The organism is Leifsonia sp. 21MFCrub1.1, assembly GCF_900107895.1.
Classification (GTDB): Bacteria; Actinomycetota; Actinomycetes; order Actinomycetales; family Microbacteriaceae; genus Leifsonia; species Leifsonia soli.
On the sequence record NZ_LT629867.1, the window covers coordinates 1,814,510 to 1,840,597 of the forward strand.

Sequence of the window (26,088 nt, forward strand, 5' to 3'; positions counted from 1 at the left end):
ATGTACGGCGGCCCGGGCGAGCCGCCTCTAGAACCCGAGCCGCCCCAGCTGCTTCGGGTCGCGCTGCCAGTCCTTCGCGACCTTCACCCGGATCGACAGGAACACGTGGCGTCCGAGCAGCTTCTCGATGGGCACCCGCGCGGCGGCCCCGACGTCGCGGATGCGGCTGCCGCCCTTGCCGATGACGATCGCCTTCTGGCTGTCGCGCTCCACGAAGAGGTTGGCGTAGACCTCGACCAGGTCTTTGTCGTCGCGCTCCACGATGTCGTCGATGGTGACAGCGAGCGAGTGCGGCAGCTCGTCCTCGACGCCCTCCAGCACGGCCTCGCGGATGTACTCGGAGATGCGGTCCTCGAGACCCTCGTCCGTGATGGCCTCGTCCGGATACAGCGGCGCCGGCGACTCCGGCAGCAGCTTCATCAGCTCGGAGGTCAGCGTCTCCAGCTGGATGTGGCTGACGGCGGAGACGGGGACGATCGCCTCCCACTCGCGCAGCGCCGACACCGCGAGCAGCTGCTCGGCGACCTGGGCCTTGCCCGCCGCATCCACCTTGGTCACGATCGCGACCTTCTTGGCGCGCGGGAACGCATCCAGCTGCTCGTTGATGAACCGGTCGCCCGGGCCGATCTTCTCGTCGGCGGGGACGCAGAAGCCGATCACGTCGACGTCGCCCAGGGTCGACTGCACGAGCGTGTTCAGCCGCTCGCCCAGGAGCGTCCGCGGCCGGTGGATGCCCGGGGTGTCGACCAGGATGAGCTGGCCGTCCTTCTGGTGGACGATGCCGCGGATCGCGCGTCGCGTGGTCTGCGGCTTCGAGCTCGTGATGGCGACCTTCTCGCCGACGAGCGCGTTGGTCAGCGTCGACTTGCCCACGTTGGGGCGGCCGACGAACGAGACGAATCCGGCGTGGTACTCGGTCACGATCTGCTCTCCTGGGTGTGTCGTGTGTCGCTGCGGCGGGAATCGCCGGCGTCGCCGTGGCGGTTCTCGCCGTGTCGCGTGTCGCCGTGCCGGTCGTGGCGCCCACCGCGGCGGTCGTCGTCGCGGGAGCCTGCGGTCTCGTCGTCCGCCGCGGGAAGGAGCGCGGCATCCCGCTCGACGATCACGGTGGCGACGTGCTTGTGCCTGCCCTCGATGCGGTCGACGGTGAAGCGCAGCCCGTGGACCGTGACCGCCGAGCCGACCTCGGGCAGCCGGCCGAGCGCCTTGGTGACGAGGCCGCCGACGCTGTCGACGTCCTCCTCCTCGATCTCGGTGTCGAACAGCTCGGCGAGGTCGTCGATGGGCAGGCGCGTCGCGATGCGGTAGCGCCCCTCGCCGATCGCCTGGATCAGTGCGACCTCGTGGTCGTACTCGTCGGAGATGTCGCCGACCAGCTCTTCGATGAGGTCTTCGAGGGTGACCAGTCCGGCGATGCCGCCGTACTCGTCCACGACCATCGCCAGGTGGTTCGACTCGCGCTGCATCTGGGCGAGCAGGGCGTCGGCCTTCTGCGACTCCGGCACGAACAGCGCCGGGCGCGCCAGGTCGCGCACGGTGAGCTCGTCGGCGCCGAGGGGGCGCTCGAAGCTCAGCTTTGCGGCGTCCCGCAGGTAGAGGATGCCGACCACCTCGTCCGGGTCGCCGCCGTCGATCACCGGCATCCGGGAGACGCCGGTGCTGAAGAACAGCCCCATCGCGGTGCCGAGTCCGGCGGTCGAGTCCACCGTGACCATGTCCGTGCGCGGGATCATCACCTCGCGCACCACCGTCGCGTTGAACTCGAAGATCGAGTGGATGAGCTCGCGGTCATCCTCTTCGAGCACGTCGAACTCGGTCGCCTCGTCGACGATCGAGAGCAGCTGCTCCTCGCTCGTCACCGGCGCGGAGCGCGCGCGGGACGGCGTGACGCGGTTGCCGAGCGCCACCAGGCCGCCCGGGATGGGGCCGAGCACGACGCGCACGAAACGGACGATCGGCGCGGTCAGGCGCAGCAGCAGCGTGGAGTTCGCCCGGCCGACGCTGCGCGGGCTGACGCCGACGAGCACGAACGACACCGCCGTCATGATCAGGGCTGCGAGGATCAGGGAGATCCACCACTGCTCGAAGATCTGCTCGAAGGCGAGGGTGACCAGCACCGCGGCGGTCGTCTCGGCGATGATGCGCGTGAAGCTGATCGCGTTGAAGTACGCGCCGGGGTCCTCCGCGATCGCCCGCAGCGACTTCTTCGCCCGCGACGTCTCGGCCAGGTCGGCGATGTCGGCGCGCGACTGCACCGCGAGAGCCGAGTCGACAGCGGCCATCAGGCCGCCGAAGGCCACCAGCAGGAACGCGACGATGAAGAACAGCGCCTGCAGCATCCCGCCCCCTACCGCTGTCGGTCGTAGCGCGCGAAGCCGACGAGGATGTCGCGCTGGATGGCGAACATCTCGCGCTCCTCGGCCGGCTCCGCGTGGTCGAAGCCGAGCAGGTGCAGGATGCCGTGCGTCGTGAGCAGCAGCAGCTCGTCCATCAGCGAGTGCCCGGCGGTCTCCGCCTGCACCTGGGCGACCTGCGGGCACAGCACGACGTCGCCGAGGAGGCCGGCCGGCGACGGCTCCTCCTCGGTTCCCGGTCGCAGCTCGTCCATCGGGAAGCTGAGCACGTCGGTGGGGCCCGGCTCGTCCATCCACTGCACGTGCAGCTGCTCCATGGCGGCCTCGTCGACCAGCACGATCGCGAGCTCTGCGTCGGGGTGGACGTGGAGGATGTCGAACGCGTAGCCGGCGAGGCGCTGCAGGGCGGCCTCGTCCACCTCGATGGTCGACTCGTTGTTGATCTCGATGCTCACTGCGGGCCTATCGTCGCTTCGGGAGGTGGTCGCGGGGTCCGCCGGAGCGGCGTTCGGCGCGGTTGGCGAACTCGGCCGCCTGCTCGCGCTCGTAGTGGCGCGCCTGCTGGCGCGCGTCGTACTCGGTGTACGCGTCGACGATCCGCCCGACCAGGCTGTGCCGGACGACGTCCTCGCTCGTCAGGCGGGCGAAGTGGATGTCGTCGATGTCGTTGAGCACACGCGTCACCAGGCGCAGGCCGCTCGCCGAGTTCGGCAGGTCGATCTGGGTGATGTCGCCCGTGACCACCATCTTGGAGTTGAAGCCCAGACGGGTCAGGAACATCTTCATCTGCTCCGGCGTGGTGTTCTGGGCCTCGTCGAGAACGATGAACGAGTCGTTGAGGGTGCGGCCGCGCATGTACGCGAGCGGTGCGACCTCGATCGTCCCCGCCGCGAGCAGCTTCGGGACGAGCTCCGGGTCCATCATCTCGTTGAGCGCGTCGTAGAGCGGGCGCAGGTACGGGTCGATCTTGTCGGTCAGCGTGCCCGGCAGGTAGCCGAGGCGCTCCCCCGCCTCCACGGCCGGGCGCGTCAGGATGATCCGGTTGACCTCCTTGCGCTGCAGCGCCTGAACGGCCTTCGCCATGGCCAGGTACGTCTTCCCGGTGCCGGCGGGGCCGATGCCGAAGACGATCGTGTTGCGGTCGATCGCGTCGACGTACTGGCTCTGACCCAGCGTCTTCGGCCGGATGCTCTTGCCGCGGGCGGTCAGGATGGCCTGGCCGAGCACGTCGGACGGGCTGAGGTTGAGGTCGGTTCCGATCATCCGCGCCGAGCTCGTCACCTCGGCCGGGGAGAGGTCCTGGCCGTTGCGCACCATCTGGAGCAGCTCCTCCACGAGGCGGCGCGCCTCGGCCACCTGCCCGGCGTCGCCGCTCAGTGCGATCTCGTTGCCGCGCACGTGGACGCTGACGAGCGGGTACTGCCGTTCCAGCGTGGTGAGCAGGCGATCCTGCGGTCCGAGAAGGCGGACCATCTGCACGCCGTCGACGCTCAGGCGCACCTCGGCGCCGTCGCCCGGAGTCGCTCCGGAGGCGGTGGATTCGCTAGAGGGCAAGGCTTCCTTCCTCGAGGCCCGGGCTGCCGGCCGGGGCGCTCAGTACGTGTGCGTGGACGTGGAACACGGTCTGACCCGCGCGCTCGCCCGTGTTGAAGATCAGGCGGAAGTCGCCGTCTCCGTGCTCGTCGGCGAGGCGCTTCGCCGTCGCGACCAGTTCGGCCAGCAGCTCGGGGTCGCCGGCCGCGAGCTCGACGACATCGCGGTACTGCTCCGTCTTGGGCACGACGAGGAGGTGCACGGGGGCTTTCGGCGCGATGTCGCGGAACGCGATCAGGCGCTCCGAGTCGTACACCACGTCGGCCGGGATCTCGCCCGCGATGATGCGGGAGAAGATCGAACGCTCCGTCTCTGCCATACCCCTATCCTATTCGCCCCCTCCGACGCCCCACCGAGCTCTGTCCGCCCACCGTCGACTCTCCGCCCACCGTCGAGTCCGCAAACTTTGCACGCGAACTGCGGTCTGAGCGTGCAAAGATCGCGGACTCGACGGTGGGGGTCACCAGCGGCGGAGGGATGCGTTGAGCACCGCGAGGGCGGCGGGGCCCGCGGTGGAGGTGCGGAGCACCGTGGAGCCGAGGCGGACGAGCTCGGCGCCCGCGTCGCGGAACGCGGCCAGCTCGTGCGGCGCGATCCCGCCCTCGGGACCGACGACGAGGACGAGGTCGCGCCCGTCCGGTTCGACCCCCGTCAAGGGAGCGTCGGCGTCCGGCTCCAGGACGAGCACGCGCGCGTCCGCGGCCAGGGCGGCCACCTGCTTCGTGGTCGCGAGCTCGCGCACCTCGGGCGTCCAGGCGCGGATGGACTGCTTCGACGCCTCCCGCACGATCGCGGCCCAGCGCTCGCGGCCCTTCGCGACCTTGGCGCCCTCCCAGCGCGAGACCGAACGGGATGCGGCCCACGGCACCACCGCATCCACACCGAGCTCCGTCGCGGCCTGGATCGCGAGCTCGTCCCTGTCGCCCTTGGCGAGCGCCTGCACCAGCGTGATCGTCGGCGTCGCGCGCTCGACTCGTGACACCGAGTCGACGTCGATGGTCAGCTCGGTGTTCGTCGACACCAGCACTTCGCCCGAGGCCACGAGCCCCCGCCCGTTGCCGATCAGCACCGACTCGCCCGGGCGCGTGCGGTTGACCGTCGCCGCGTGCTTCGCCTCGGCACCGCTGAGCGACAGCCGGGCGCCGACCTCGACATCGTCGAGATCCTCGCGCAGGTACAGGGAGGCCATCGCCGGCTAGAGGTTCAGGAACCGGTCGCGCAGCTTCGCGAACAGCCCCTGCTGGAAGCGGGCCAGCGACGGCTCCGGTCCCTTGTGGACGGCCGCGAACTTCTTGATCAGGTCCTTCTCCTTGTGGTCGAGTTTCGTCGGGGTCACGACCTGGATGCCGACGCGCAGGTCGCCACGGCCCGTGCCGCGCAGGTGCGTGATCCCGCGGTCCTTGACCGTGACGATGTCGGCGGACTGCGTGCCGGGCTTGAGCTCGAGGCGGATGTCGCCGTCCAGGGCCTTCACGGTCGCCGTCGTGCCGAGGATCGCATCCGTCATCGACAGCTCCAGCGTGCAGAGCAGGTCGTCGCCGTCGCGGCTGAACACGTCGTGGTGCTTGACCTTGATCTCGAGGTAGAGGTCGCCGTTCGGGCCGCCGGCGGGGCCGGCCTCTCCGCTGCCGGGCATCTGGAGACGGAGGCCGGTGTCGACGCCCGCGGGGATGTCGACGGGAACGGTGCGACGGGCGCGAACGCGGCCCTGGCCCTGGCAGGTGACGCAGGGCGTCGCGATGACGGTGCCGTACCCGCGGCAGGTGCCGCACGGGCTCGAGGTCATCACGTTGCCGAGCAGCGATCGGACCGAGCGCTGGATGCTGCCCGTGCCGTGGCAGATGTCGCACGTCACCGGCTGCGTGCCCGGCTGGCAGCAGGAGCCGTTGCAGGTCTCGCAGACGACGGCCGTGTCGACCTCCAGGTCGCGGTGCGTGCCGAAGATGACCTCGTCGAGGTCCACCTCGACGCGCAGCAGGGCGTCCTGTCCGCGCTCCCGGCGCGAACGCGGACCGCGCGTGGCGCCGCCTCCCCCGCCGAAGAACGTCTCGAAGATGTCGCTGAACCCGGCGAAATCGCCCGCGCCGGCGCCGCCGCCGAAGCCGCCGGAGCCGCCCAGGTCGTACTGCTGCCGCTGCTGCGGGTCGCTGAGCACGTCGTAGGCGTGCGTCACGAGCTTGAAGCGCTCCTGCGCCTCGGCGCTGGGGTTCACGTCCGGGTGGAGCTCGCGCGCCAGCCGGCGGTACGCCTTCTTGATCTCGTCGGGGCTGGCGTCGCGCTCGACGCCGAGGACTTCGTAGTGGTCGGCCACGTGGGGCTGTTCCTTCTTCTTTCGTCGCGTGTGGTGATCGCCGGATGCGGCGGCGGCCTACTGGTCGCCGAGCAGCCGGGAGAGGTAGCGGGCGACCGCGCGGACCGCGGCCATGTTGCCCGAGTAGTCCATGCGGAGCGGACCGAGGAGGCCGACGCGGGCCACATCCGATCCCGCCGCACTGTAACCGCTGGAGAGCACGGATGCTTCCGTCAGCCCGAAACCGGCGTTCTCGCGGCCGATGCTGACCGCGACGCCGTGCTGGTCGGTGGCCATCTCGTCGAACAGCCGGAGCAGGACGACCTGCTCCTCGATCGCCTCGAGCACTGGGGTGATGGTGCCGGGGAAGTCGAGCTCGGTGCGCACCAGGTTCGCGGCGCCCGCCATCACCAGCTTCTCCTGCCGATTGGCCGCGATCTGGTCGAGCAGGGCGCCGGCGACGGGCTCGACGAGAGCGCGCGTGCGCTCGGTGAGCGCGTCGGGCAGGTCGCGCAGCCGGTTGGCCGCCTCCGACAGCGTCAGGCCGGCCGCAGCGCCGTTGATCGCCCCGCGGATCTCGGCCACATCCTCGTCGCTCAGGTCGGCCGGGAGCTCGATCACGCGCTGCTCGACGGCGCCGGAGTCGGTGATGAGCACGCTGAGCAGGCGGTGGGGCGCGAGCGCCACCAGTTCGATGTGACGGATGCGCGAGCGCGCCACCGACGGGTACTGCACGAGAGCGACCTGGTTGGTCAGCTGCGAGAGCAGCCGGACCGTGCGGGAGAGCACGTCGTCGAGGTCGACCGACTGGCCGAGGAACGTCTCGATGGCCGTGCGCTGCGCCGACGTGAGCGGCCGCATCTCCGCCAGATGGTCGACGAAGAGGCGGTAGCCCTTGTCGGTGGGGACGCGTCCAGAGGACGTGTGCGGAGCCGCGATGAGCTCCTCCTCCTCGAGCAGCGCCATGTCGTTGCGGATGGTCGCGGCGGACACCCCGAAGGAGTGGCGCTCGACGATGCTCTTCGAGCCGACCGGCTCGCGCGACGCCACGTAGTCCTGGACGATGACGCGCAACACTTCGAGGCTGCGTTCCGAGACCATCTCCGCCTCCCGTCGACCGATTAGCACTCGCTGTTCTTGAGTGCCAATCCTACCGCGTCGAAACGCGGCGAGGATGATTGCTGCCTGTGACACGGCAGCAGTACCGTATGCACACCGGTTCGACGCACCGTCGCAGCCGATCACGAAAGGGTTCCGCCGAATGACCGACCCGAACCAGCCCACCGACCCCGCGGGTGGCGTGCCCCCGCAGCAGCCCGGCGGCGTTCCGCCCCAGCAGCCCTCCTCCAACATCCCGCCCCAGCAGCCGTACGCTCAGCCCGCCGGAGCGCAGCAGCCGTACGCCGCTGCCCCCGCCGCCCCGCTCGACGCCGCGCAGGACAAGCAGTGGGCAGCGTTCGCCCACCTCGGCGGCATCCTCTGGATCCTCCCGTCCCTGATCATCTGGCTCGTGTTCAAGGATCGCGGACGGCTCACCAACCAGGAGGCCAAGGAGGCCCTCAACTGGCAGATCACCTGGATCATCGCCTGGGTCGCCTCGCAGATCATCGGGATCATCATCGGCAGCTTCACCTACGGCATCGGCTACCTGCTCTTCGGGCTGCTCATCCCGTGGGCGCTGTACATCATCAACCTGGTGTTCTCGATCCTCGGTTTCGTCCGCGTGAACAGCGGCGGGACCTACCGCTACCCGGTGAACTTCCGCTTCATCAAGTGACGGACGGCCCCCAGCCGGGGCATCGGCGCGTTCAGGCCCTTTTCAGCCCCGCGCCGCGCGCCCTAGGCTGGGGGCCGAACACGTCCATCCCCCGTTTCTGAGGAGAACCGCGCCATGTCCGCGACACCCCCGCCGCCGCCGCCGCCCCAGCAGCCCTACGGAGGCGGCGCGCAGCAGCTGAGCCCCGCCGACGAGAAGCTGTGGGCGACACTGGTCCAGATCGGCGGGATCCTGTTCAACTGGATCCCCGCGCTCATCGGCTACCTGGTGCTGAAGGACCGCGGACCGTTCGTCCGCGCCCACACCGCCACAGCACTCAACTTCCAGATCACCATCTTCATCGCCTACGTCGTCGGCGGCCTCCTGACGATCGTGGTCATCGGCATCTTCGTGATCATCGCGGCCTGGGTGCTCAACATCGTGTTCAGCATCATCGCCGCCGTGAAGGCCAACCAGGGCGAGTACTACACGTACCCGCTCGCCATCCGGTTCGTCAGCTAGAGCGGACCATCGGCGGTACGCGACCGTCAGGCGGCCTCGTCCGCCAGCAGCCGGCGCACCACGGCGTCGGCCAGGAGCCGCCCCCGCAGGGTCAGCACGATCGACCCGCGGAGGGCGGCTCTTCCGTCGACGAGGCCGTCGGCGATCAAGCCGGGGACCTCGTGCCGCCCGGCGTCGCCCAGTTCGGCCGTGCGCAGTCCGTCGCGGATGCGCGAGAGCAGCAGCACCCGCTCGACCCGCCTGGTCTCTGCGTCGAGGGTCTCCCGCCCGGCGGCCGGCGACTCCCCCGCGAGCACGCGCTGCGCGTACGCGGCGGGGTGCTTCACGTTCCACCAGCGGACGCCGCCGACGTGGCTGTGCGCGCCCGGTCCGACACCCCACCAGTCGTGGCCGAGCCAGTACGCGAGGTTGTGCCGCGACCGATGGGAGGCGTCGGTCGCCCAGTTGCTGACCTCGTACCAGTCGTAGCCGGCGTCGGACAGGCGCTGGTCGGCCAGCTCGTACATGTCCGCTTCGAGATCGTCGTCGGGCTCCGGCACCTGGCCCGACCGGATCTGTCGCGCCAGCTTCGTGCCCGGCTCGACAATCAGGGCGTACGCCGAGAGGTGGTCCGGCTCGCAGGCCAGCGCGGTGTCGAGGCTGCGCGACCAGTCGTCGAGCGACTCCCCTGGCGTCCCGTAGATCAGGTCGAGGCTCACCTGCAGGCCCGCCTCGCGCGCCCAGCCGACCACGAGCGGGATGCGCGCGGGGTCGTGCGTGCGCTCGAGCGTCTCGAGCACGTGCGGCACGGCGGACTGCATCCCGAACGACACCCGGGTGAATCCGGCGTCGGCGAGGCGCTGCAGATCGTCCGCGTCGACCGAGTCGGGATTCGCCTCCGTCGTGACCTCGGCGCCGTCGGCGAGTCCCCAGGCGTCGCGCACCGCACCGAGCATCGCCGCCAGATCGCCGGGCGGGAGCAGCGTGGGCGTGCCGCCGCCGAAGAACACGGTCGACACCCGGCGCTCCGGCACTCCGCTCGCCCGCAGGGCCTCCGCTGCGAAGCCGACCTCGCGGACGGCATGGCCGGCGTAGTCCGACTGGGATACGCCGCGCAGCTCGGTCGCCGTGTAGGTGTTGAAGTCGCAGTACCCGCAGCGCACCCGGCAGAAGGGCACGTGCAGGTACACGCCGAAGTCGCGTTCGCCCGCACCGTCGGCTGCGCTCGCGGACAGCAGGCCGTCGGCGGGCGCGGGGTCGCCGACCGGCAGGATGCTCGGCATCAGGCGGACCGCACGGGGTGGAGCGCGCGCAGGTACTTCGCCGTGTAGCGGCGCTGCACCATGGCCAGCACCGGCGCGACGACGCGGTAGAAGGCGTTCGACGGCCGCGACAGCGCACGGAGCACGAACCAGACCGTCCCGTCGTCGCGCTGCTCGACCAGGAACATCTCCTCGCCGCTCTCGGGATGCCCGTGCAGCGTCCCGTAGGCGAACCCGCGCCGGTGGGGCTCGTCGACGACGTAGACGACGCGGACCGGTGCGGACACCCGGAACGGGCCGAAGGGGATCTTGAGAACGGCGGTCATCCCGTTGCGCACGAAGGGGGTCCCGTCGTCGGAGAACACGTCCTCCTCCGTCCGGTTCTCACGCATGCGGACCGGGGTGCCGTCCGGGCCGAACTCGACGCCCTCGTACTGGACGCCGGTGCCCTCGTGCACATCCGTCACCTGGATGCCGCTGCCCTTCTGGACGCCCCACGCCATGAGAGCGGTCGCGGCGGTCTCGAACCGCTCGTCCCCGCTGCCGAGGCGGACGCTGCGCTCCAGCGGCTTGTAGCCCTTCGGCGGGTAGTACAGCAGATCCGCCGCCTGGGTGCCGCCGACCGCCCCGTACGTGACGGGCTGGTCGGTGAACGTCGAGCGGCGCATAGATTCATCATCCGCTATGCCGAGCGGGTTCGCGAAACGGGTGTTCGCGAGGCCGGCGGACGCGGACGCCCTACTTCTTGTCCTTCTTCTCCGTGTCGCCGGAGAGCGCGGCGATGAAGGCCTCCTGGGGGACCTCGACGCGGCCGACCATCTTCATGCGCTTCTTGCCCTCCTTCTGCTTCTCGAGGAGCTTGCGCTTGCGGGTGATGTCACCGCCGTAGCACTTGGCCAGCACGTCCTTGCGCATCGCGCGGATGTTCTCGCGCGCGATGATGCGCGCGCCGATGGCGGCCTGGATCGGGACCTCGAACTGCTGGCGCGGGATCAGCTCGCGCAGGCGGGACGCCATCATCGTGCCGTAGGCGTACGCCTTGTCGCGGTGCACGATGGCGCTGAACGCATCCACCGTCTCGCCCTGCAGCAGGATGTCGACCTTGACCAGGTCGGATTCCTGCTCGCCGAACGGCTCGTAGTCGAGGGAAGCGTAGCCGGCGGTCTTCGACTTGAGCTGGTCGAAGAAGTCGAAGACGATCTCGCCGAGCGGCATGGTGTAGCGGATCTCGACGCGGTCCTCGCCCAGGTACTCCATGCCGAGCAACGAGCCGCGGCGGCTCTGGCAGAGCTCCATGATGACGCCGACGTAGTCCTTGGGGGCGAGGATGGCCGCCTTGACGACCGGCTCCTCGACCTTCTCGATCTTGCCGCCGGGGAACTCGCTCGGGTTGGTGACGGTGACCGTCTTCTTGTCCTCGGTCGTCACCTCGTAGATCACGCTCGGCGCGGTCGTGATGAGGTCGAGGCCGAACTCGCGCGACAGCCGCTCGGTGATGATCTCCAGGTGCAGGAGCCCGAGGAAGCCGCAGCGGAAGCCGAAGCCGAGAGCGACAGAGGTCTCGGGCTCGTAGACGAGCGCGGCGTCCGACAGCTTCAGCTTGTCGAGGGCCTCGCGGAGCTCCGGGTAGTCGCTGCCGTCGATCGGGTACAGCCCCGAGAACACCATCGGCTTCGGCTCCGTGTAGCCGGGGAGCGCCTGGGTGGCCGGCTTCGACGCGGTGGTGATCGTGTCGCCCACCTTCGACTGGCGCACGTCCTTCACGCCGGTGATCAGGTAGCCCACCTCGCCGACGCCCAGGCCCTTCGACGGCGTCGGCTCCGGGGCGGAGACGCCGATCTCGAGGATCTCGTGGGTGGCGCGCGTGGACATCATCTGGATGCGCTCGCGCGGCTGCAGCTTGCCGTCGACCATGCGGACATAGGTCACGACGCCGCGGTAGCTGTCGTAGACGGAGTCGAAGATCATGGCGCGCGCCGGAGCATCCGCGTTGCCGACCGGGGCCGGGATCTCGGCGACGACGCGGTCGAGCAGCGCCTCGACGCCCATGCCGGTCTTGCCGGACACACGGAGGACATCCTCGGGCCGGCCGCCGATGAGGCTGGCGAGCTCCTGCGCGTACTTGTCCGGGTCGGCAGCGGGAAGGTCGATCTTGTTGAGCACGGGGACGATGGTGAGGTCGTTCTCCAGCGCCAGGTACAGGTTCGCGAGCGTCTGCGCCTCGATGCCCTGAGCGGCGTCCACGAGCAGGATGGCGCCCTCGCAGGCGGCGAGGGAGCGCGAGACCTCATAGGTGAAGTCGACGTGCCCGGGGGTGTCGATCATGTTGAGCGCGAAGGTGTCGCCGTCGACCTGCCACGGCATGCGGACCGCCTGGCTCTTGATCGTGATCCCGCGCTCGCGCTCGATGTCCATGCGGTCGAGGTACTGGGCGCGCATGTCCCGCTCGGCGACGACGCCGGTGATCTGCAGCATCCGGTCGGCCAGGGTCGACTTGCCGTGGTCGATGTGCGCGATGATGCAGAAGTTGCGGATGGAGGCCGGGTCGGTCGCGGCGGGCTCGAGGGCCTGGAGAGCTCGTGGTGACATCGTCCGGCCATTCTTCCACGAACCCCCGCCCACCGACGCACCGGTGGGCGGTCCGGTCAGGCGAAGCGCTCGGAGCGCTCCACCACCTGCCCGCGCCCGTCTTCGAACCGGTACACCTCGGCACCGCCGATGAACACGCGCTCGGCGCGCGAGTTCACGTCGAGCGGATCGCCCGACCACACCACCACATCGCCGTCGAGGCCCGGCGTGAGCGAGCCGACGCGGTCGTCGAGGCGGAGGAACGCTGCCGGGTTGACCGTGAGCGCCTCCAGGGCGGTCTGCCGCGGCAGGCCGTCCTTCACCGCGAGTGCCGCCTGGTAGACGAGGAAGTTGATCGGGACCACGGGGTGATCGGTGGTGATCGCCACCCGGACGCCGGCCTGCGCCAGCGTCGCCAGGTTGGCGATGGCGCGGTCGCGCAGCTCGACCTTGGAGCGGGAGGTGAACATCGGACCGAAGATGACCGGGATGTCGCGCTCGGCCAGCACGTCGGCGATCTTGTGCGCCTCCGTGCCGTGGTTGACCACCAGCCGGTAGCCGAACTCGTCGGCGAGGCGGAGGGCCGTCGCGATGTCGTCGTGGCGGTGCGTGTGCTGATCCCAGGCGAGTTCGCCGTCGAGCACGCGCACCAGCGTCTCCTTCGCGAGGTCGCGCTCGAACGGCTTGCCCTCGAGGTCGGCGTTCTCGCGCTGCACCCGGTAGTTCTGCGCGGCGATGAACGCCTCGCGGATGATCATGGCGACCCCGAGCCGTGTGCTCGGCGTCGCGTTCTTCGCGCCGTAGACCCGCTTCGGGTTCTCGCCGAGGGCCGACTTGACGCTCACCGCCTCGTGGATGACCTGCTCGTCGATGATCCGGCCGCCCCATGTCTTGATCGCGACCGTCTGGCCGCCGATGGGGTTGCCCGATCCCGGCTTGACGACGACCGAGGTCACCCCTCCCGAGAGAGCGTCGCGGAAGCCCTCGTCATCGATGTTGATGGCGTCGATGGCGCGGACGGCCGCCGTGTTGGGCGTCGTCATCTCGTTGGTGTCGTCGCCGGCGGGACCGTTGGCCTCTTCGTGGATGCCGACGTGTCCGTGGGATTCGATGAACCCGGGAAGCACCCATTTGCCTGCGGCATCGACCACGGTCGCGCCCTCCGGCACGGCGACGTCCGGGGCGGCTCCGACCGCTTCGATCACGCCGTCCGTCACGAGGACGACCCCGTTCTCGATCGGCTCCTGGGAGACGGGGACGACGTAACCGTTGACGATGGCGATGCGAGAGGTGGTCATACGACGAGCCTACGCGCGCCGCTCGGGGCGGTCCGCCCGGGACGACCGGCCTGGGGAATGTTCGCGCGACGGTCGTGTTGTGGACGATATGAACATCCTGCTCACCGGCGCGACCGGCTTCATCGGATCCTCTGTCCTCCCCCGTCTCCTCGACGAGGGTCACAGCGTCACCGCTCTCGTCCGCGACGACGAGAAGGCGGAGACCGTGCGCGCTGCCGGCGCCACCCCGCTCGTCGGCGACGCCGCCGACAGCGGCCTCGTGGAGCGTGCGGCGCGCGAGAGCGACGGCGTCATCCACCTGGCCTCCTCGAAGGACGTCGACGCGGTGCTCGTGCCCGCCGTGCTCGCGGGGCTCGCCGGCACCGGGAAGCCCTTCGTCCACACCGGCGGCATCTGGACGTACGGCGACAACGACGACATCACCGAGGACTCCCCCGCGCAGCCGCCGGCTCTCACGGCGTGGCGCGCAACGGCCGAGCAGCTCGTCCGCGAGGCCGATGGCGTGCGCGGCACGCTGGTCGTCCCGTCGATCGTCTACGGTCACGGCAAGGGCCTGGCCAACGTGATCGTGGATGCGCCGCGCGGCTCCGGCGCCGTGCCCGCTCTGCGGCTCATCGGCGACGGCTCGCAGCACTGGGCGACCGTGCACGTCGACGATCTGGCCGCCCTGTACGTCCTCGCGCTCGAGCAGGGCGCCGCGGGAGCGACCTACATCGGCGCGGGCGGGCAGAACCCGACCGTGCGCGAGCTCGGCGAGGCGGCGGCGCAGGCGGCCGGGATCGCAGGAGGGGTCGCCGCCGAGTCCGTCGAGGAGTCGCGCGGCCGGCTCGGGGAGGCGCTCGCGGACGCCCTGCTGCTCGACCAGCAGGCGCGCGGGACGCGTCCGCGGATCGACCTGGGCTGGGAGCCGAACGGACCGACCTTGCTCGAGGAGCTGCTCGTCGGGTCGTATGCACCCGCGCGCGTGTGACCGCGATCCGCACCGTTTTGCCGCAGGGCGGTCCGCGCTGGTAATGTTGTTTGTTGGCTTGCGTGTGGATGTGTCCGCACGAAACGCCGCAAGGCGCCCTCTCCGCTGAGCGGCACATCCCTAACTCATTCAGAACGAAAGTGACCATTCGTGGCAAACATCAAGTCGCAGATCAAGCGCAACCGCACCAACAAGAAGGCGCAGGAGCGCAACAAGGCCGTCAAGAGCGAGCTCAAGACCGCCATCCGCGCCACCCGTGAGGCCGTCACGGCGGGCGACAAGGACAAGGCGACCGCGGCGCTGCGTGTCGCTGCGAAGAAGATCGACAAGGCGGCCAGCAAGGGCGTCATCCACAAGAACCAGGCGGCGAACCGCAAGTCGGCCATCGCCAAGCAGGTCGCCGCGCTCTAAGCGACGACCGCCAGCGGGACCTGTCCCGCGCCGCGAGAGAGCCCCCTCCTGGACTTCGGTCCGGGCGGGGGCTCTCTGCGTCTGCGCGGTGCGGTCAGCCGCGCCCGCGCGCGCTCACGATGCGGATCATCCGCTCGAGGGCGAACACCGGGTCGCGTCCGCCGCCCTTGACGTTGGCATCGGTCTCGGCGAGGAGCTCGATGCAGCGCCCGAGCCCGTCCTCCGTCCACCCCTGCAGGTCGCGGCGGGCGCGGTCGACCTGCCACGGTGCGAGCCCGAACTGCTGAGCCAGCTGGCCGGATCCGCCCCGGGCGCCGGAGATCTTGGCCATGGTGCGGATCTTGCTCGCGAACGCGGCCACCATCGGCACCGGGTCCGCGCCCGACGCGAGAGCGTGCCGCATGGTGACGAGCGCCTCGCCATGGCGGCCGGCGATCGCCGCATCGGCGACCTGGAACGCGTTCGTCTCGACCCGGCCGCCGTAGTACTTGTCGACGGTGGCCTCGGTGATCTGCTCCGACGAGTCGGAGAGCAGCTGCTGGCAGGCGGCGGCGAGCTCGGCGAGGTCGTCGGAGAACGCCGAGGTGATCGCCCGAAGCGCGCCCGGGGTCACCTTCCGGCCCGCCGCCGCGAACTCGGCCTGGGCGAAGTCGTACTTCTCCGCGTCCTTCTTCAGCTCGGTGCACACCACCTCGATGCCGCCGCCGGTGCCGGAACGGATCGCGTCGAGCAGCTTCTTGCCGCGGACCCCTCCGCCGTGACGCAACGTCACGACCGTGCCGTCGGCCGGCGCTTCGAGATAGGCCAGCATGTCCGAGAGGAAGGCGTCGTTGAGCTTCTCGACGGCCTCGACGCGGATCATGCGCGGCTCGCCGAACAGGGAGGGGCTCGCGAGCGTGAGGAGCTCGCCGGGCGCGTAGTCGCCCGCATGGAGGTCGCTGACCTCGAGGCTGGGGTCTTCGGCCTTGAGCGCATCCCGGAGCGTGCGCACCGCACGGTCGGCGAGGAACCCCTCGGCCCCCGTGACGAGGACGACGGGCGCCGCCCGCACCTGGTTCCACGGAAGCTGCGGGATCGCGCTCGCGGCGGCGCGGGTCTTGCCTGCGCCGGTTCTGCTGCTGCTTCGTGTGGCCACGTTCCTCCTCGTCCGTATCCAGGATAGGGGCGGCCACTGTCAGTGCCGTCCGGGGTTCGCTCGCTCCACAGCCGGATGGACGACTGTCCCGATCCCGAGGATGATCCGGCCGACACCAGGAGCATCCCCTGGTCGTCTGTGCGGGCGACGGCGGACCCGTTCTCGGCCAGCAGGCGGAGCGCGGTCGCTGTGGGATGTCCGTAGCCGTTTCGGGCGCCTACCGAGAGCAGTCCCAGCCTCGCCTGCAGTCGCCGGTAGAGGTCGGCGCTCTGATCGGCGGAACCGTGATGCGCGACCTTGACGACGTCCACTGCGCGCACGGCGCCGCTCGCCACCAGCGCATCCTGTGCCTCTTCGCCCAGATCGCCGAGGAAGAGCGCGCGCAGCCCGTGGCCGTCGGTCTCCACCGTGATGCTGCCCGCGTTCCCGGTGCCGGCTTCGCCGCTCGCGGCAGCGGGCGGCCACAGCACGCGCCAGGTGAGCTCACCCAGGCGACCGGACAGTCCGGTGCGACCCTGCTCGGTCGGCACCCCGCTGGCCCGGAGGGTGGCGAGCGTGCGCTCGTCCGCGTCGCGCACGGGCCGCTGGACGATCGCCCGCCCGACCCGGTCGGCCACGCCGGACAGCCCTCCGACGTGGTCGGCGTCGAAATGGGTCAGTACGAGGAGATCCAGCCGACCGATTCCGAGGCGGTCGAGGCAGGCGGCCGCGGGCTCCGGTTCGCGCCCCACATCGATCATGGCGACGGCGTCGCCGTCCCGGATCAGCAGCGCGTCCCCCTGCCCGACATCGCACGCGGCGAGCTGCCAGTCCGAGGGAAGGGCAAGAGCACGACCGACCAGACCACCTCCCAGAGCGCCGACGTAGGCCACCGCACCGACGCACAGGGCCACGACCGCGACGACCGAGGCGATCGACGCTGCCCGCGACGACCTCCTCCCCAGGACGACGATGGCGACCGCCACGACGACCGCGGCACTCAACAGCACCCCGGCAAGCCCGGGGGCCCACGGTGCTGCGACGCCGGGGAGACGGCTCGTGAACACCGCGACCTGCGCGATCCACGCGGAGGGCAGCCATGCCAGCCAGACGACCACCTGGCCGAGCCCGGGCGCCCACGGGAGCACGGCGCACGCGATGCATCCGAGGATCGTGGCCACCGGCGCTGCGGGCTCGGCGAGCAGGTTCGCGGGCACGCCGTAGAGCGGCAGCGTCGGGGCCAGCAGGAGGAGCACCGGCTGGCAGGCGAGCTGCGCCGCGGTGGGAACCGCGACGGCGACGGCCGCCGCCCGTGGCATCCAGCGTGCGAGGACGCGGCTCAGCGGCCCGGCGAGGACGAGCAACCCGCCCGTCGCGAGCACCGAGAGCGCGAAGCCGTAGTCGCGCGCGATCCAGGGATCGTGCACCAGCAGCACGATCATCGCGAACGCCAGAGCGGGTACCCCGTCCGCCGCCCGGCCGCGCGCCAGGCCGATCAGCAGAACGGCCGCCATGACGGCCGCGCGGATGACGCTCGCTCCGGGTCCGACGAGCACGATGAACCCCGCCAGCGCGACAGCGGCCACCACGACCCGGGATCGCCTGCCCAGGCCGGCGAGCCGGGCCAGCCCGAACACCAGGGCGATGACGAGGGCGCAGTTCGCCCCGGAGACCGCGGTGAGATGGCTGAGCGATGCCGCCTTCATCGCATCGTCGAGGTCGACGGACACGGCGGTCTCGACGCCGATCGCGAGCCCGGGCAGCAGGGCGCCGCCGTCACCGGGAGTCGCCGCGGCGGCCAGGGCGAACGTCTCACGGGCGACCGCGGCCCACCCCAGCCAGGGCGGTGGCGGCGCGACGACGGCCACATCGTCACGGGCGCTGACCGTATAGGTCGTCGGCTCACCGGGCTCGGCGCTCGTGACCGCCCCGGTCACGCGCACGACCGCTCCGAAGGCGCACGCGCGCGCCTCCCGTTCGGTGCCTCCGAAGAGCACGGTGACGGGCACTGCGTCAGGCCGCGACGTCGTACCGCCGTCCATCCTTCCCCGAAGGCTCCAGCGCGCGCCGCCGTCGAAGCCCGCAGCGACCCGCTGCGGCGTCCGGTCGATCCGCACCAGGAGTGTGACCGTCTCCGATGCGTCCACGGCCGCATCCAGCCCGCCGGATGCCCGTGACGGCGACTGAGCCGCGACCGCCACCGATCCGACGGCGACCGCTGCGAGCACCAGGGCCACGAGCGGAAGGGAGCGACGAAGCGGACCAGCAGCACACCGACGGCGCACGACGGACGCGCCGACGCTCCCGGCCACGGCACCGACGACGCCCCCGGCACACGCCAGCGCGACGCCGACGGCCGCGTCCGGCACGCCGACCAGCACGGCCACGGCGATCCACAGCGCGCAGGCGGGCAGGGCGAGTCGCAGGTCGGGCATCAGACCACCACGCGATCCTTGAGGCCGTCGAACAGCTTCTGGCCGATCCCCGAGACCTTCATGAGGTCGGAGACCGCACCGAACCGCCCGTTCGCGGCACGCCAATCGACGATCCGCTGGGCGAGCGCCGGACCGATCCGGGGAAGCGTCTCCAGCTCGGCCGGTGTGGCCGTGTTGAGATTCAGCGGCGCTCCGGATGCGGAACCGGCCGGCCCCGACCCCGATGGCACGCCACCCGCACCAGCACCACCAGCCGACGGAGGGTCGCCGACCCGGGGAACCACCAGCTGCTCGCCGTCCGCGACAGGCCGAGCGAGGTTCAGGGCGGCGATGTCGGCGCCGTCGGCGGCTCCCCCGGCGGCGGCCACCGCATCCAGCACGCGGGACCCGGCGGGGAGGTCGACGATGCCCGGATCGCGGACCGCGCCGGTGACGTGGAGGAGCAGACGCCCGCCGGCGGTCGCGGTCGCCGCCGCATCCGTCGCCCCCGCCGACGACGGCACCGGCGTTCCGAGATCGACGGAGCTCCCCTGCTGGGCGGTCGCCGACACCAGGACGGCGACCACCGCAGCGACGATCGCCAGCGCGACCGCCGCCCCCACCCCGACGCGAATGCGCACAGAGCGACGGTCGTCGGCACTCTCGGGCGCGGCAGGACCGACGGCGGAAGGGTCGGCGCGGTGTCGCATGCCTCCACGCTAGGAAGCAGCGCTGCCGGAGGGTCGCCCCGCGTCGACTCCGTGGAGAGACGACGGAAGCGCCGGGCTGTGAACAACCCGGCGCTTCCGTCGTCGCGCCCGCTCAGGCGGGCGCAGCTCTCAGGCGCGCGGCTTCGTGGCGATGTTGACGAGACGAGGCGCGCGCACGATCACGTTGACGATCTCGCGGTCGCCGACCGATCGCTGCACGGCCTCCGAATCGCGGGCCAGCGACTCCAGATCGTCCGCCGCGATCTTCGGCGAGACCTCCAGGCGGTCGCGCACCTTGCCGTCCACCTGGACCACGGCGGTCACCGACTCCTCGATCAGCAGCGTCGGGTCGGGCTTGCGCCACTGCGCCAGCGCCACCGACGGCTCGTAGCCGAGCTTCGACCACATGTCCTCCGCGGTGTACGGGGCGAACAGGTTCAGCGCCATCGCGATGACCTCCGCGGCCTCGCGCACGGCCGCGTCTCCCGCGCCCGGACCGGAGTCGATCGTCTTGCGCGTCGCGTTGACCAGCTCCATCAGCCGGGCGACGACGACGTTGAACTTGAACGACTCGATCAGGCCGGGGGCATCGGCCAGGAACCGGTGCGTCGCACGGCGCAGCGCCGGGTCGCCCGTCTTCCAGACCACGTCCGGCGCACTCGTCACGTCGTCCGCGATGCGCCAGGCGCGCGCCAGGAACTTGGCGCTCCCCGACGGCGAGACGTCCGCCCAGTCGATGTCGTCCTCCGGCGGGCCGGCGAACGCCATGGTCAGACGCACCGCGTCGACACCGTGCTCGTCGAGCTGCTCGGACAGCTTCACCAGGTTGCCGCGGGACTTCGACATCGCCGAGCCGTCCATCAGCACCAGGCCCTGGTTGAGCAGCGCCGTGAACGGCTCCGTGAAGCTGATGTAGCCCAGGTCGAACAGCACCTTCGTGATGAACCGTGCGTACAGCAGGTGCAGGATGGCGTGCGTCACGCCGCCGACGTACTGGTCGACCGGCGCCCACTTCTCCGCCTCGCGAGGGTCGAACGCCTGGGTGGAGTCGTTCGCCGACAGGAACCGCAGGAAGTACCACGAGCTGTCCACGAACGTGTCCATGGTGTCCGTGTCGCGCGTGGCGGGGCCGCCACAGTTCGGGCAGGAGACGTTGACCCAGTCGGTCGCAGCGCCCAGCGGGCTGGTGCCCTTCGGCTGCAGGTCGAGACCCTCGGCCGGCGGCAGCAGCACGGGCAGCTCGGACTCGGGCACCGGAACCTCGCCGCACTGCTCGCAGTGGATGATCGGGATGGGGGTGCCCCAGTAGCGCTGCCGCGAGATCAGCCAGTCGCGCAGGCGGAAGTTCTTCGCCGGCGCACCCAGGTTCGACGCCTGCAGCGCCTCCGTCACGCGACGGATGGCGTTGGACTTGCTCAGGCCGTCGAACGGACCCGAGTTGATCAGGCGCCCCTCGCCGGTCAGCGCGACACCCGTCTCGGACGGGTTCTCGAGCGCCGCCTCGTCCGGCAAGATCGGCTCGCCGGTCTCCGGGTCGGTGTGGATGACGGGGATCGCGCCGGTGACGGGCTGCGTGGTGTCGACGACGACGCGCACCGGCAGATCGAAGGCGCGCGCGAAATCGAGGTCGCGCTGGTCGTGCGCGGGGACGGCCATGATCGCGCCGTGCCCGTAGTCGCTCAGCACGTAGTCGGCTGCCCAGATCGGGATGCGCTCCCCCGTCAGCGGGTTGATCGCGTGACGCTCCAGGAACACGCCGGTCTTCTCGCGCTCCGTGCTCAGACGGTCCATCTCGGTGGTGCCGCGCACCACGTCCAGGTAGTCGTCGAAGCGCTTGCGCACCTCGGGCCGTGCGCCCTCCACCAGCTCGGAGGCCAGGTCGGAGTCCGGGGCGACCACCATGAACGTGACGCCGTACAGCGTGTCCGGCCGCGTGGTGTACACGGTCACCGGCTCGTCACGGCCCTCGATGCGGAACGTGACGTCGGCGCCCGTCGAGCGCCCGATCCAGTTGCGCTGCATGGAGATGACCTTGGACGGCCAGGCGCCCTCCAGCTGGTTCAGGTCGTCCAGCAGGCGGTCCGCGTAGTCCGTGATGCGGAAGTACCACTGGGTCAGCTTCTTCTTGGTGACCAGGTTGTCGCAGCGCTCGCAGCGGCCGCCGACGACCTGCTCGTTGGCCAGCACGGTCTGGTCGAACGGACACCAGTTGACCTGGCTCGCCTTGCGGTAGGCCAGGCCCTTCTCGTACAGCTTCAGGAACAGCCACTGGTTCCAGCGGTAGTAGGCCGGGTCGGAGGTCTGCAGCACGCGGTCCCAGTCGAAGCTGGGCGCGTAGCGGCGCATGCTCGCCTTCTGCTGTGCGATGTTGTCGTTCGTCCAGCCCGCGGGGTCGAGGCCGCGCTTGATGGCGGCGTTCTCGGCGGGCAGGCCGAAGGAGTCCCATCCGATCGGGTGCAGCACGTTGAAGCCCTGCTGACGCCAGTACCGCGCGATGACATCGCCCAGCGCGTACGCCTCGGCGTGACCCATGTGCAGGTCACCGGACGGGTAGGGGAACATGTCGAGGATGTACTTGCGCGGGCGGGTGTCAGCGGGGTCGTCCGTCGCGAACGGCCGGAGCTCTTCCCAGACCGGGAGCCATTTGTCTTGGATGGCGGCGAAATCGTATGCGGCGCGCTCGTCGTGCGCGCGACCGGTCTGCTGGGGTGTGCTCGCTGCCGTGGTGCCGGCTGCGTCGTGCTCGTGTGCCACGTGACTCTCAATCTCGGTTCCGTCGTGCCGCGTCGGGATTTCTGGCGGCACGGAAGAGGACGGGCGGCGCGCGCCCGGTACTCCAGACTACTAAACGTCGGAGGCGTCCAGTCCGTTCCCAGCGCGCCCTCAGTTCGCCGAGGGCGTGCGCTCCGCGGTCAGCCCGGCCGCCGCCAGCAGAGCGGCCGCCTTCACCTGCACTTCGGCGAGCTCCTCCTCCGGGACGGAGAGCGCCGTGATGCCGCCTCCCGCGCCGATCGTGACCCCGCCCCCGGCGAGGTGGATGCTGCGGATCACCATCGCCAGGTGCGCATCCCCCTCGACCCCGAAGAAGCCGAAGCAGCCGGCGAACGCGCCGCGCGGACCCTCCTCCAGCCGGTGGAGGATGCGCATGGCGCTCAGCTTGGGGGCGCCGGTCATCGAGCCGGCCGGGAAGCACGCGGCCACCGCATCCACCGCGCCGAGCCCCGGCCGCAGCCGCCCCTCGACGGTCGAGACCAGCTGGTGCACCTGCGCGTAGCTCTCCACCGCGAGCAGGTGGCTGACCTCCACGGAACCGACCTGGCACACCCGCCCGAGGTCGTTGCGCATCAGGTCGACGATCATCACGTTCTCGGCGCGCTCCTTCTCGCTCGCCTCCAGCTCCCCGCGCAGCTCCAGGTCGGCGGCGACCGTGGCGCCGCGCGGCCGTGTCCCCTTGATCGGCCTGGTGCGCACCCGGCCGTCCGGGTGGACGCGCAGGAACTCCTCCGGCGACGAGCTCACCAGCGACTCACCGCCGATCCGGACGAAGCCGCCGAACGGCGCGGGGCTCGCCCGCCGCAGCCGCAGGTGCACGGCGAGCGGGTCGGCGGAACTGCGCGCGGTCGCGCTGTTGGTGAGGCACAGCTGGTAGGCGTCCCCCGCGCGGATCGCGTCCTGGCACGCCCGGATCGCTGCCAGGTACGCCTCGTCGTCGTGACGCCAGTGCGCTGCGGCGGAGGGGACGGGATGCGCGGCCGCGTAGACATCCGCGGCACCACCGGCGCAGGCCAGCGCCCGGACCGCTGCGTCGATCCAGGCCGTCCCGTCGGCGTCGTCCGGCGCGACGACCGTGACGGTGCGAGCGGCGTGGTCGAAGGCGAGCGCGCGATCGACGAACAGCAGGGATGCGTCAGCGGGCGACCCGTCCCGCTGGGCGGCGATCGGGGCGCCGGCCTGCGCCGCACCGGCCTCGTAGCCGATCCGCCCCCACCAGCCGATCGGCACGGACGTGGACACCGGCACGCCACCGCGACGCGCGGCGAGGTCGGCGCGGAGCGCATCCAGCACCTCACCGGGCCGGGTCACGCCGTCGACGGTCACCGTTCCGTCGGCGACGGATGCGGACATCCGCACCCGGCCGGTGCCCATGAAAGAGCTGCCGGCGACCGCGTCCGGTCCGCTGTCGAGCCAGACCGCATCCGCTCCGCCCGGCCCGCCGAAGAGCGTCGCGAAGGCATCGGCCGGATCGACCCAGGTGTCGAGCGGCTGCACGCGGAGCGGGGTGAGCACCGGACTAGCCTAGGCGAGTGGACGCGCGCAGCACCGGACCGGTCAGCTCCCTCGCCGATTGGGCGGACGGTGAGCTCCGCCCGCGCGACGACTGCGAGCTGACGGAGACCGGGCTGCTGGCCGCCGACTCCTTCCTGGTGCGCGACGGCCGGGTGCTGGCGCTCGGGCTGCATCGCACCCGGTTCGCCGAGACGGCACGAGAGCAGGGATTCGCCGACCGCGCGGAGCTGGATGCGTTCTGGGATGCCGCCATCGGCTCCCTGCCGCGCGACGGCGCCTGGTTCCCCCGGTTCGAACTCGTCACGGCGCGCGACGCCCTCCGGCTGCGCTTGCGGCTCCGCACGGCGCCGCCGCTCACCTCCGAGCTGGTCGTCGTGACCGCGGACACCGACCCGCGTACCGTCCCGCACCTGAAGGGACCGGACCTCGACCGGCTCAGCGCGCTCCGCCAGCGGGCGCAGCGGCGCGGCGCCCAGGAGGCGGTGATCCTCGACGACGGCCGGGTGTCCGACGGCACGACGACCGCTCTGCTCTGGTGGCGCGGGGACGCGCTGTTCGCCCCGCCGTTCTCGCTGCCCCGGGTCGACAGCGTCGCCGCGCGCACCGTGCGGGGTATCGCCGCTGCGCTCGGCGTCCCCGTCGAGGATGTGGCCGTGCGGCCGTCCGAGCTGGAGGGCGCGGTGCTGTGGGCCGTGAACGCCCTGCACGGCATCCGGGCCGTCACCGCGTGGGTGGGCGGGCCTCCGCTCGCCCAGGATCCCGCACGGACCGAAGCCTGGCGCGCCCGCTTCGTGGCGCTGGCGCGGCCGCTGCCCTGAGCGGGCGGCCTGCCGCCTCACGCCCCGACCAGGGCCCCGTCCTCCAGCCGCACCACCCGATCCACGAGGTCGGTCGGCACCTCCGTGTGCGAGATCAGGAGCACCGTGCGGCCGTCCTCCGCCGCCGTCCGCAGGACATCCCGCACGATCGCGTCCGCCACGGCGCTGTCGACGTTGGCCGTCGGCTCGTCGACCACCAGCACCGGGAAGTCGGCCAGCAGCGCCCGGGCGAGCGCGATGCGCTGCGCCTGGCCGCCCGAGACGAGGGCGCCGCGCTCGCCGACGGGTTCCGAGAGCCCGCCCCGGGCGAGCGCCCAATCGCGCAGGCCGACGCGGGCGAGCACGGCGAGCAGGTCGTCATCGGTCGCCGTCTCGCGGGCGAACAGGAGGTTCTGGCGGAGATCGGAGTGGAACAGGTAGGGACGCTGCTCCACCAGGCCGACGATGCGCCGCACGTCGTCCTGTCGCAGGTCGCGCGCCGGGACGCCGTCGATCGAGTACTCGCCGGTGTGGTCGATCAGCCGCGTCAGGACGTGGGCGAGCGCCGTCTTGCCCGCGCCGGTCGGGCCGGTCAGCAGCACGCGCTCCCCCGGCTTCAGCCGCAGCGTGAGGTCGCGCAGCACCTCCCGGCCGTCGTCCGGCCAGTGCGCCGACACGGCGTCGAGCCGGACGCCGGGGACGCCGCCGGATGCGTCCGCCCCGACGATCGCGACCGCGTCGAGCGCGCCCGCCGCATCCACGGGTACGCCGTCCGGCACCGCGACCGGAGCCGCGGATGCGATCCGCTCGGCGCTCGCCCGCACGCGCCGCCAGGCGCCGAACGCCAGAGGGACGGTGCCGAAGACCTCGAACACGGCGAGCGGGAGCAGCGCGACCACGGCCAGCCCTGGCGCGCTGAGCGAGCCGCCCGCCAGAGCGGGGATGCCTCCCGCGAGCCCGAAGAGGGTCGCCGCGCCCGCGAGCAGGGACACCGCGCCCGCGGTGGCGCCGAGCCCCACGGCGCGGGTGCGCGACGCGGTCGTCAGCCGCTCGCCGGCCACGCGGACGCGCTCCTGCGCGGCGGGGAGCGCGTCGAAAGCGGTCAGCACGTCGAGGTTGGCGACCAGGTCGTGCAGGGCGTCGTTGAGCTCGGCCCGAAGGGGCGCGATGCGACGCTCCGCGGCGCCGGCGACCCACCGGTTCACCAGCAGGCCGGCGACCAGGGCCACCGCGAGGGTGACCAGCAGCGCGACGCCCGCCGCCGGCAGGATCAGGAACGCCGCGACCACGCTCCCCACAGCGACGAGCCCGGCGCTGACCAGGGGCTGGATGACCCGCAGCGCCAGATTCTGGAGCTCGTCCACGTCGTCCGCCAACCGGGCGAGCAGGTCGCCCGACCGCACACCCCGGAGTCCGTCGGGCGCCAGCGGTTCGAGCCGGGCGTAGAGACGCGACCGCACCGTCCCGAGCTGCCGGAACGCCGCATCGTGGCCGGCCAGCCGCTCCAGGTACCGGAAGAAGGCGCGCCCGAGCGCGAACGCCCGGACGCCGACGATCGCCGCCGACAGGTACATCAGCGCCGGCTGCTCCGACGCGCGCGTGATCAGCCAGGCCGACACGCCGAGCAGGGCGACGGCGCTCCCGCCGCTCAGCACACCGAACCCGATAGCCGTCCACAGCCGGCCCGGGGACGGGACCGCCAGCCGGAGGATGCGGCGCACCTCGGCCGGGTCCGCGGCGACCCGGGCGCCCGGTCCGGACAT

22 protein-coding genes and 1 pseudogene are annotated in these 26,088 nt (G+C 71.4%); 5 read left to right on the forward strand and 18 right to left on the reverse strand.

Features of this window, described 5'->3' with window-relative positions; genetic code table 11:
- Positions 1–27: 27 nt before the first annotated feature.
- The 8 genes from era to hrcA all read right to left on the reverse strand — a co-directional run bounded on the left by era (position 28) and on the right by hrcA (position 7,338).
- Positions 28–921 carry a GTPase Era gene (era, locus tag BLW09_RS08610; protein ID WP_089911129.1) on the reverse strand — a complete coding sequence of 298 codons (894 nt, stop codon included), beginning with the start codon at positions 919–921 and terminating at the stop codon, positions 28–30.
- Positions 918–2,339: a hemolysin family protein gene (locus tag BLW09_RS08615; RefSeq protein WP_089911133.1), complete on the reverse strand. Its 1,422-nt coding sequence runs from the start codon at positions 2,337–2,339 to the stop codon at positions 918–920. The genes era and BLW09_RS08615 overlap by 4 nt, the downstream gene beginning before the upstream one ends.
- Before the next feature lie 8 nt (positions 2,340–2,347).
- Positions 2,348–2,809: an rRNA maturation RNase YbeY gene (ybeY, locus tag BLW09_RS08620; RefSeq protein WP_089911136.1), complete on the reverse strand. Its 462-nt coding sequence runs from the start codon at positions 2,807–2,809 to the stop codon at positions 2,348–2,350.
- Positions 2,810–2,816: 7 nt separating this feature from the next.
- Positions 2,817–3,908 (reverse strand): PhoH family protein, encoded by a 1,092-nt coding sequence (locus BLW09_RS08625; protein ID WP_089911139.1) that lies wholly within the window; start codon positions 3,906–3,908, stop codon positions 2,817–2,819.
- The gene (locus BLW09_RS08630) at positions 3,898–4,266 is read right to left on the reverse strand and encodes a histidine triad nucleotide-binding protein (protein WP_089911142.1); all 369 of its coding nucleotides are present in this window, start codon (positions 4,264–4,266) and stop codon (positions 3,898–3,900) included. Before BLW09_RS08630 ends, BLW09_RS08625 begins: the two co-directional genes overlap by 11 nt.
- A gap of 141 nt (positions 4,267–4,407) precedes the next feature.
- Positions 4,408–5,136, reverse strand: coding sequence for a 16S rRNA (uracil(1498)-N(3))-methyltransferase (locus BLW09_RS08635; protein ID WP_089911143.1), 729 nt, complete (start codon positions 5,134–5,136; stop codon positions 4,408–4,410).
- A gap of 6 nt (positions 5,137–5,142) precedes the next feature.
- Positions 5,143–6,258 carry a molecular chaperone DnaJ gene (dnaJ, locus tag BLW09_RS08640; protein WP_089911146.1) on the reverse strand — a complete coding sequence of 372 codons (1,116 nt, stop codon included), beginning with the start codon at positions 6,256–6,258 and terminating at the stop codon, positions 5,143–5,145.
- Between the two features lie 57 nt (positions 6,259–6,315).
- Positions 6,316–7,338, reverse strand: a complete 1,023-nt coding sequence (gene hrcA / locus BLW09_RS08645) for a heat-inducible transcriptional repressor HrcA (RefSeq protein ID WP_089911149.1) — start codon at positions 7,336–7,338, stop codon at positions 6,316–6,318.
- Between the two features lie 160 nt (positions 7,339–7,498).
- Between hrcA and BLW09_RS08650 the strand changes: the two genes are divergently transcribed.
- Together BLW09_RS08650 and BLW09_RS08655 are read left to right on the forward strand one after the other, a co-directional pair.
- Complete coding sequence (locus tag BLW09_RS08650) at positions 7,499–8,014, forward strand: DUF4870 domain-containing protein (protein ID WP_089911151.1); 516 nt, start codon at positions 7,499–7,501, stop codon at positions 8,012–8,014.
- A 114-nt stretch (positions 8,015–8,128) separates the two neighbouring features.
- A complete protein-coding gene (locus BLW09_RS08655; RefSeq protein ID WP_089911153.1) occupies positions 8,129–8,515 on the forward strand; it encodes a DUF4870 domain-containing protein in 387 nt (128 codons plus the stop codon).
- A gap of 26 nt (positions 8,516–8,541) precedes the next feature.
- Here the strand turns inward: BLW09_RS08655 and hemW are convergent, their stop codons facing one another.
- The 4 genes from hemW to BLW09_RS08675 all read right to left on the reverse strand — a co-directional run bounded on the left by hemW (position 8,542) and on the right by BLW09_RS08675 (position 13,622).
- Positions 8,542–9,777 (reverse strand): radical SAM family heme chaperone HemW, encoded by a 1,236-nt coding sequence (hemW, locus tag BLW09_RS08660; RefSeq protein ID WP_089911154.1) that lies wholly within the window; start codon positions 9,775–9,777, stop codon positions 8,542–8,544.
- Positions 9,777–10,424 carry a DUF1990 family protein gene (locus BLW09_RS08665; RefSeq protein ID WP_089911155.1) on the reverse strand — a complete coding sequence of 216 codons (648 nt, stop codon included), beginning with the start codon at positions 10,422–10,424 and terminating at the stop codon, positions 9,777–9,779. Before BLW09_RS08665 ends, hemW begins: the two co-directional genes overlap by 1 nt.
- A 70-nt stretch (positions 10,425–10,494) precedes the next feature.
- On the reverse strand, positions 10,495–12,345 hold the full coding sequence (gene lepA, locus BLW09_RS08670; protein ID WP_089911158.1) for a translation elongation factor 4: 1,851 nt from the start codon (positions 12,343–12,345) through the stop codon (positions 10,495–10,497).
- Positions 12,346–12,401: 56 nt separating this feature from the next.
- Positions 12,402–13,622 carry an amidohydrolase gene (locus BLW09_RS08675; RefSeq protein ID WP_089911161.1) on the reverse strand — a complete coding sequence of 407 codons (1,221 nt, stop codon included), beginning with the start codon at positions 13,620–13,622 and terminating at the stop codon, positions 12,402–12,404.
- 88 nt (positions 13,623–13,710) lie between these two features.
- Here BLW09_RS08675 and BLW09_RS08680 point away from each other — a divergent pair, with 88 nt between their 5' ends.
- Entirely contained in the window at positions 13,711–14,592 is an 882-nt protein-coding gene (locus BLW09_RS08680) for an NAD-dependent epimerase/dehydratase family protein (RefSeq protein ID WP_089911163.1), read from the forward strand.
- 150 nt (positions 14,593–14,742) lie between these two features.
- A complete protein-coding gene (rpsT, locus tag BLW09_RS08685) occupies positions 14,743–15,003 on the forward strand; it encodes a 30S ribosomal protein S20 (RefSeq protein WP_089911166.1) in 261 nt (86 codons plus the stop codon).
- 94 nt (positions 15,004–15,097) lie between these two features.
- Here the strand turns inward: rpsT and holA are convergent, their stop codons facing one another.
- The 5 genes and pseudogenes from holA to pabB all read right to left on the reverse strand — a co-directional run bounded on the left by holA (position 15,098) and on the right by pabB (position 23,528).
- Positions 15,098–16,138: a DNA polymerase III subunit delta gene (gene holA, locus BLW09_RS08690; protein WP_231947138.1), complete on the reverse strand. Its 1,041-nt coding sequence runs from the start codon at positions 16,136–16,138 to the stop codon at positions 15,098–15,100.
- A gap of 257 nt (positions 16,139–16,395) precedes the next feature.
- Positions 16,396–18,552: pseudogene (locus BLW09_RS19195) on the reverse strand (ComEC/Rec2 family competence protein); the annotation flags it as partial.
- Positions 18,552–19,172 (reverse strand): ComEA family DNA-binding protein, encoded by a 621-nt coding sequence (locus BLW09_RS08700; protein ID WP_331712814.1) that lies wholly within the window; start codon positions 19,170–19,172, stop codon positions 18,552–18,554. The gene BLW09_RS08700 and the pseudogene BLW09_RS19195, both read right to left, overlap by 1 nt.
- Positions 19,173–19,370: 198 nt before the next feature.
- Positions 19,371–21,995, reverse strand: a complete 2,625-nt coding sequence (leuS, locus tag BLW09_RS08705) for a leucine--tRNA ligase (RefSeq protein WP_089911175.1) — start codon at positions 21,993–21,995, stop codon at positions 19,371–19,373.
- A gap of 129 nt (positions 21,996–22,124) precedes the next feature.
- Positions 22,125–23,528, reverse strand: coding sequence for an aminodeoxychorismate synthase component I (gene pabB, locus BLW09_RS08710; protein ID WP_089911179.1), 1,404 nt, complete (start codon positions 23,526–23,528; stop codon positions 22,125–22,127).
- A gap of 17 nt (positions 23,529–23,545) precedes the next feature.
- Between pabB and BLW09_RS08715 the strand changes: the two genes are divergently transcribed.
- On the forward strand, positions 23,546–24,346 hold the full coding sequence (locus BLW09_RS08715; RefSeq protein ID WP_089911182.1) for an aminotransferase class IV: 801 nt from the start codon (positions 23,546–23,548) through the stop codon (positions 24,344–24,346).
- Positions 24,347–24,363: 17 nt separating this feature from the next.
- On the opposite strand, the gene cydC is transcribed toward BLW09_RS08715, so the two are convergent.
- On the reverse strand, positions 24,364–26,088 hold the full coding sequence (gene cydC / locus BLW09_RS08720; RefSeq protein ID WP_089916738.1) for a thiol reductant ABC exporter subunit CydC: 1,725 nt from the start codon (positions 26,086–26,088) through the stop codon (positions 24,364–24,366).

Bases quoted from the DNA above. Each gene is read 5' to 3' on its own strand.
- BLW09_RS08675 (WP_089911161.1), bottom strand. From the start codon at position 13,622: ATGACCACCTCTCGCATCGCCATCGTCAACGGTTACGTCGTCCCCGTC.
- lepA (WP_089911158.1), bottom strand. From the start codon at position 12,345: ATGTCACCACGAGCTCTCCAGGCCCTCGAGCCCGCCGCGACCGACCCG.
- BLW09_RS08665 (WP_089911155.1), bottom strand. From the start codon at position 10,424: ATGCGCCGCTCGACGTTCACCGACCAGCCCGTCACGTACGGGGCGGTC.
- cydC (WP_089916738.1), bottom strand. From the start codon at position 26,088: ATGTCCGGACCGGGCGCCCGGGTCGCCGCGGACCCGGCCGAGGTGCGC.
- BLW09_RS08650 (WP_089911151.1), top strand. From the start codon at position 7,499: ATGACCGACCCGAACCAGCCCACCGACCCCGCGGGTGGCGTGCCCCCG.
- BLW09_RS08615 (WP_089911133.1), bottom strand. From the start codon at position 2,339: ATGCTGCAGGCGCTGTTCTTCATCGTCGCGTTCCTGCTGGTGGCCTTC.
- BLW09_RS08680 (WP_089911163.1), top strand. From the start codon at position 13,711: ATGAACATCCTGCTCACCGGCGCGACCGGCTTCATCGGATCCTCTGTC.
- hrcA (WP_089911149.1), bottom strand. From the start codon at position 7,338: ATGGTCTCGGAACGCAGCCTCGAAGTGTTGCGCGTCATCGTCCAGGAC.
- BLW09_RS08655 (WP_089911153.1), top strand. From the start codon at position 8,129: ATGTCCGCGACACCCCCGCCGCCGCCGCCGCCCCAGCAGCCCTACGGA.
- hemW (WP_089911154.1), bottom strand. From the start codon at position 9,777: ATGCCGAGCATCCTGCCGGTCGGCGACCCCGCGCCCGCCGACGGCCTG.
- BLW09_RS08630 (WP_089911142.1), bottom strand. From the start codon at position 4,266: ATGGCAGAGACGGAGCGTTCGATCTTCTCCCGCATCATCGCGGGCGAG.
- BLW09_RS08635 (WP_089911143.1), bottom strand. From the start codon at position 5,136: ATGGCCTCCCTGTACCTGCGCGAGGATCTCGACGATGTCGAGGTCGGC.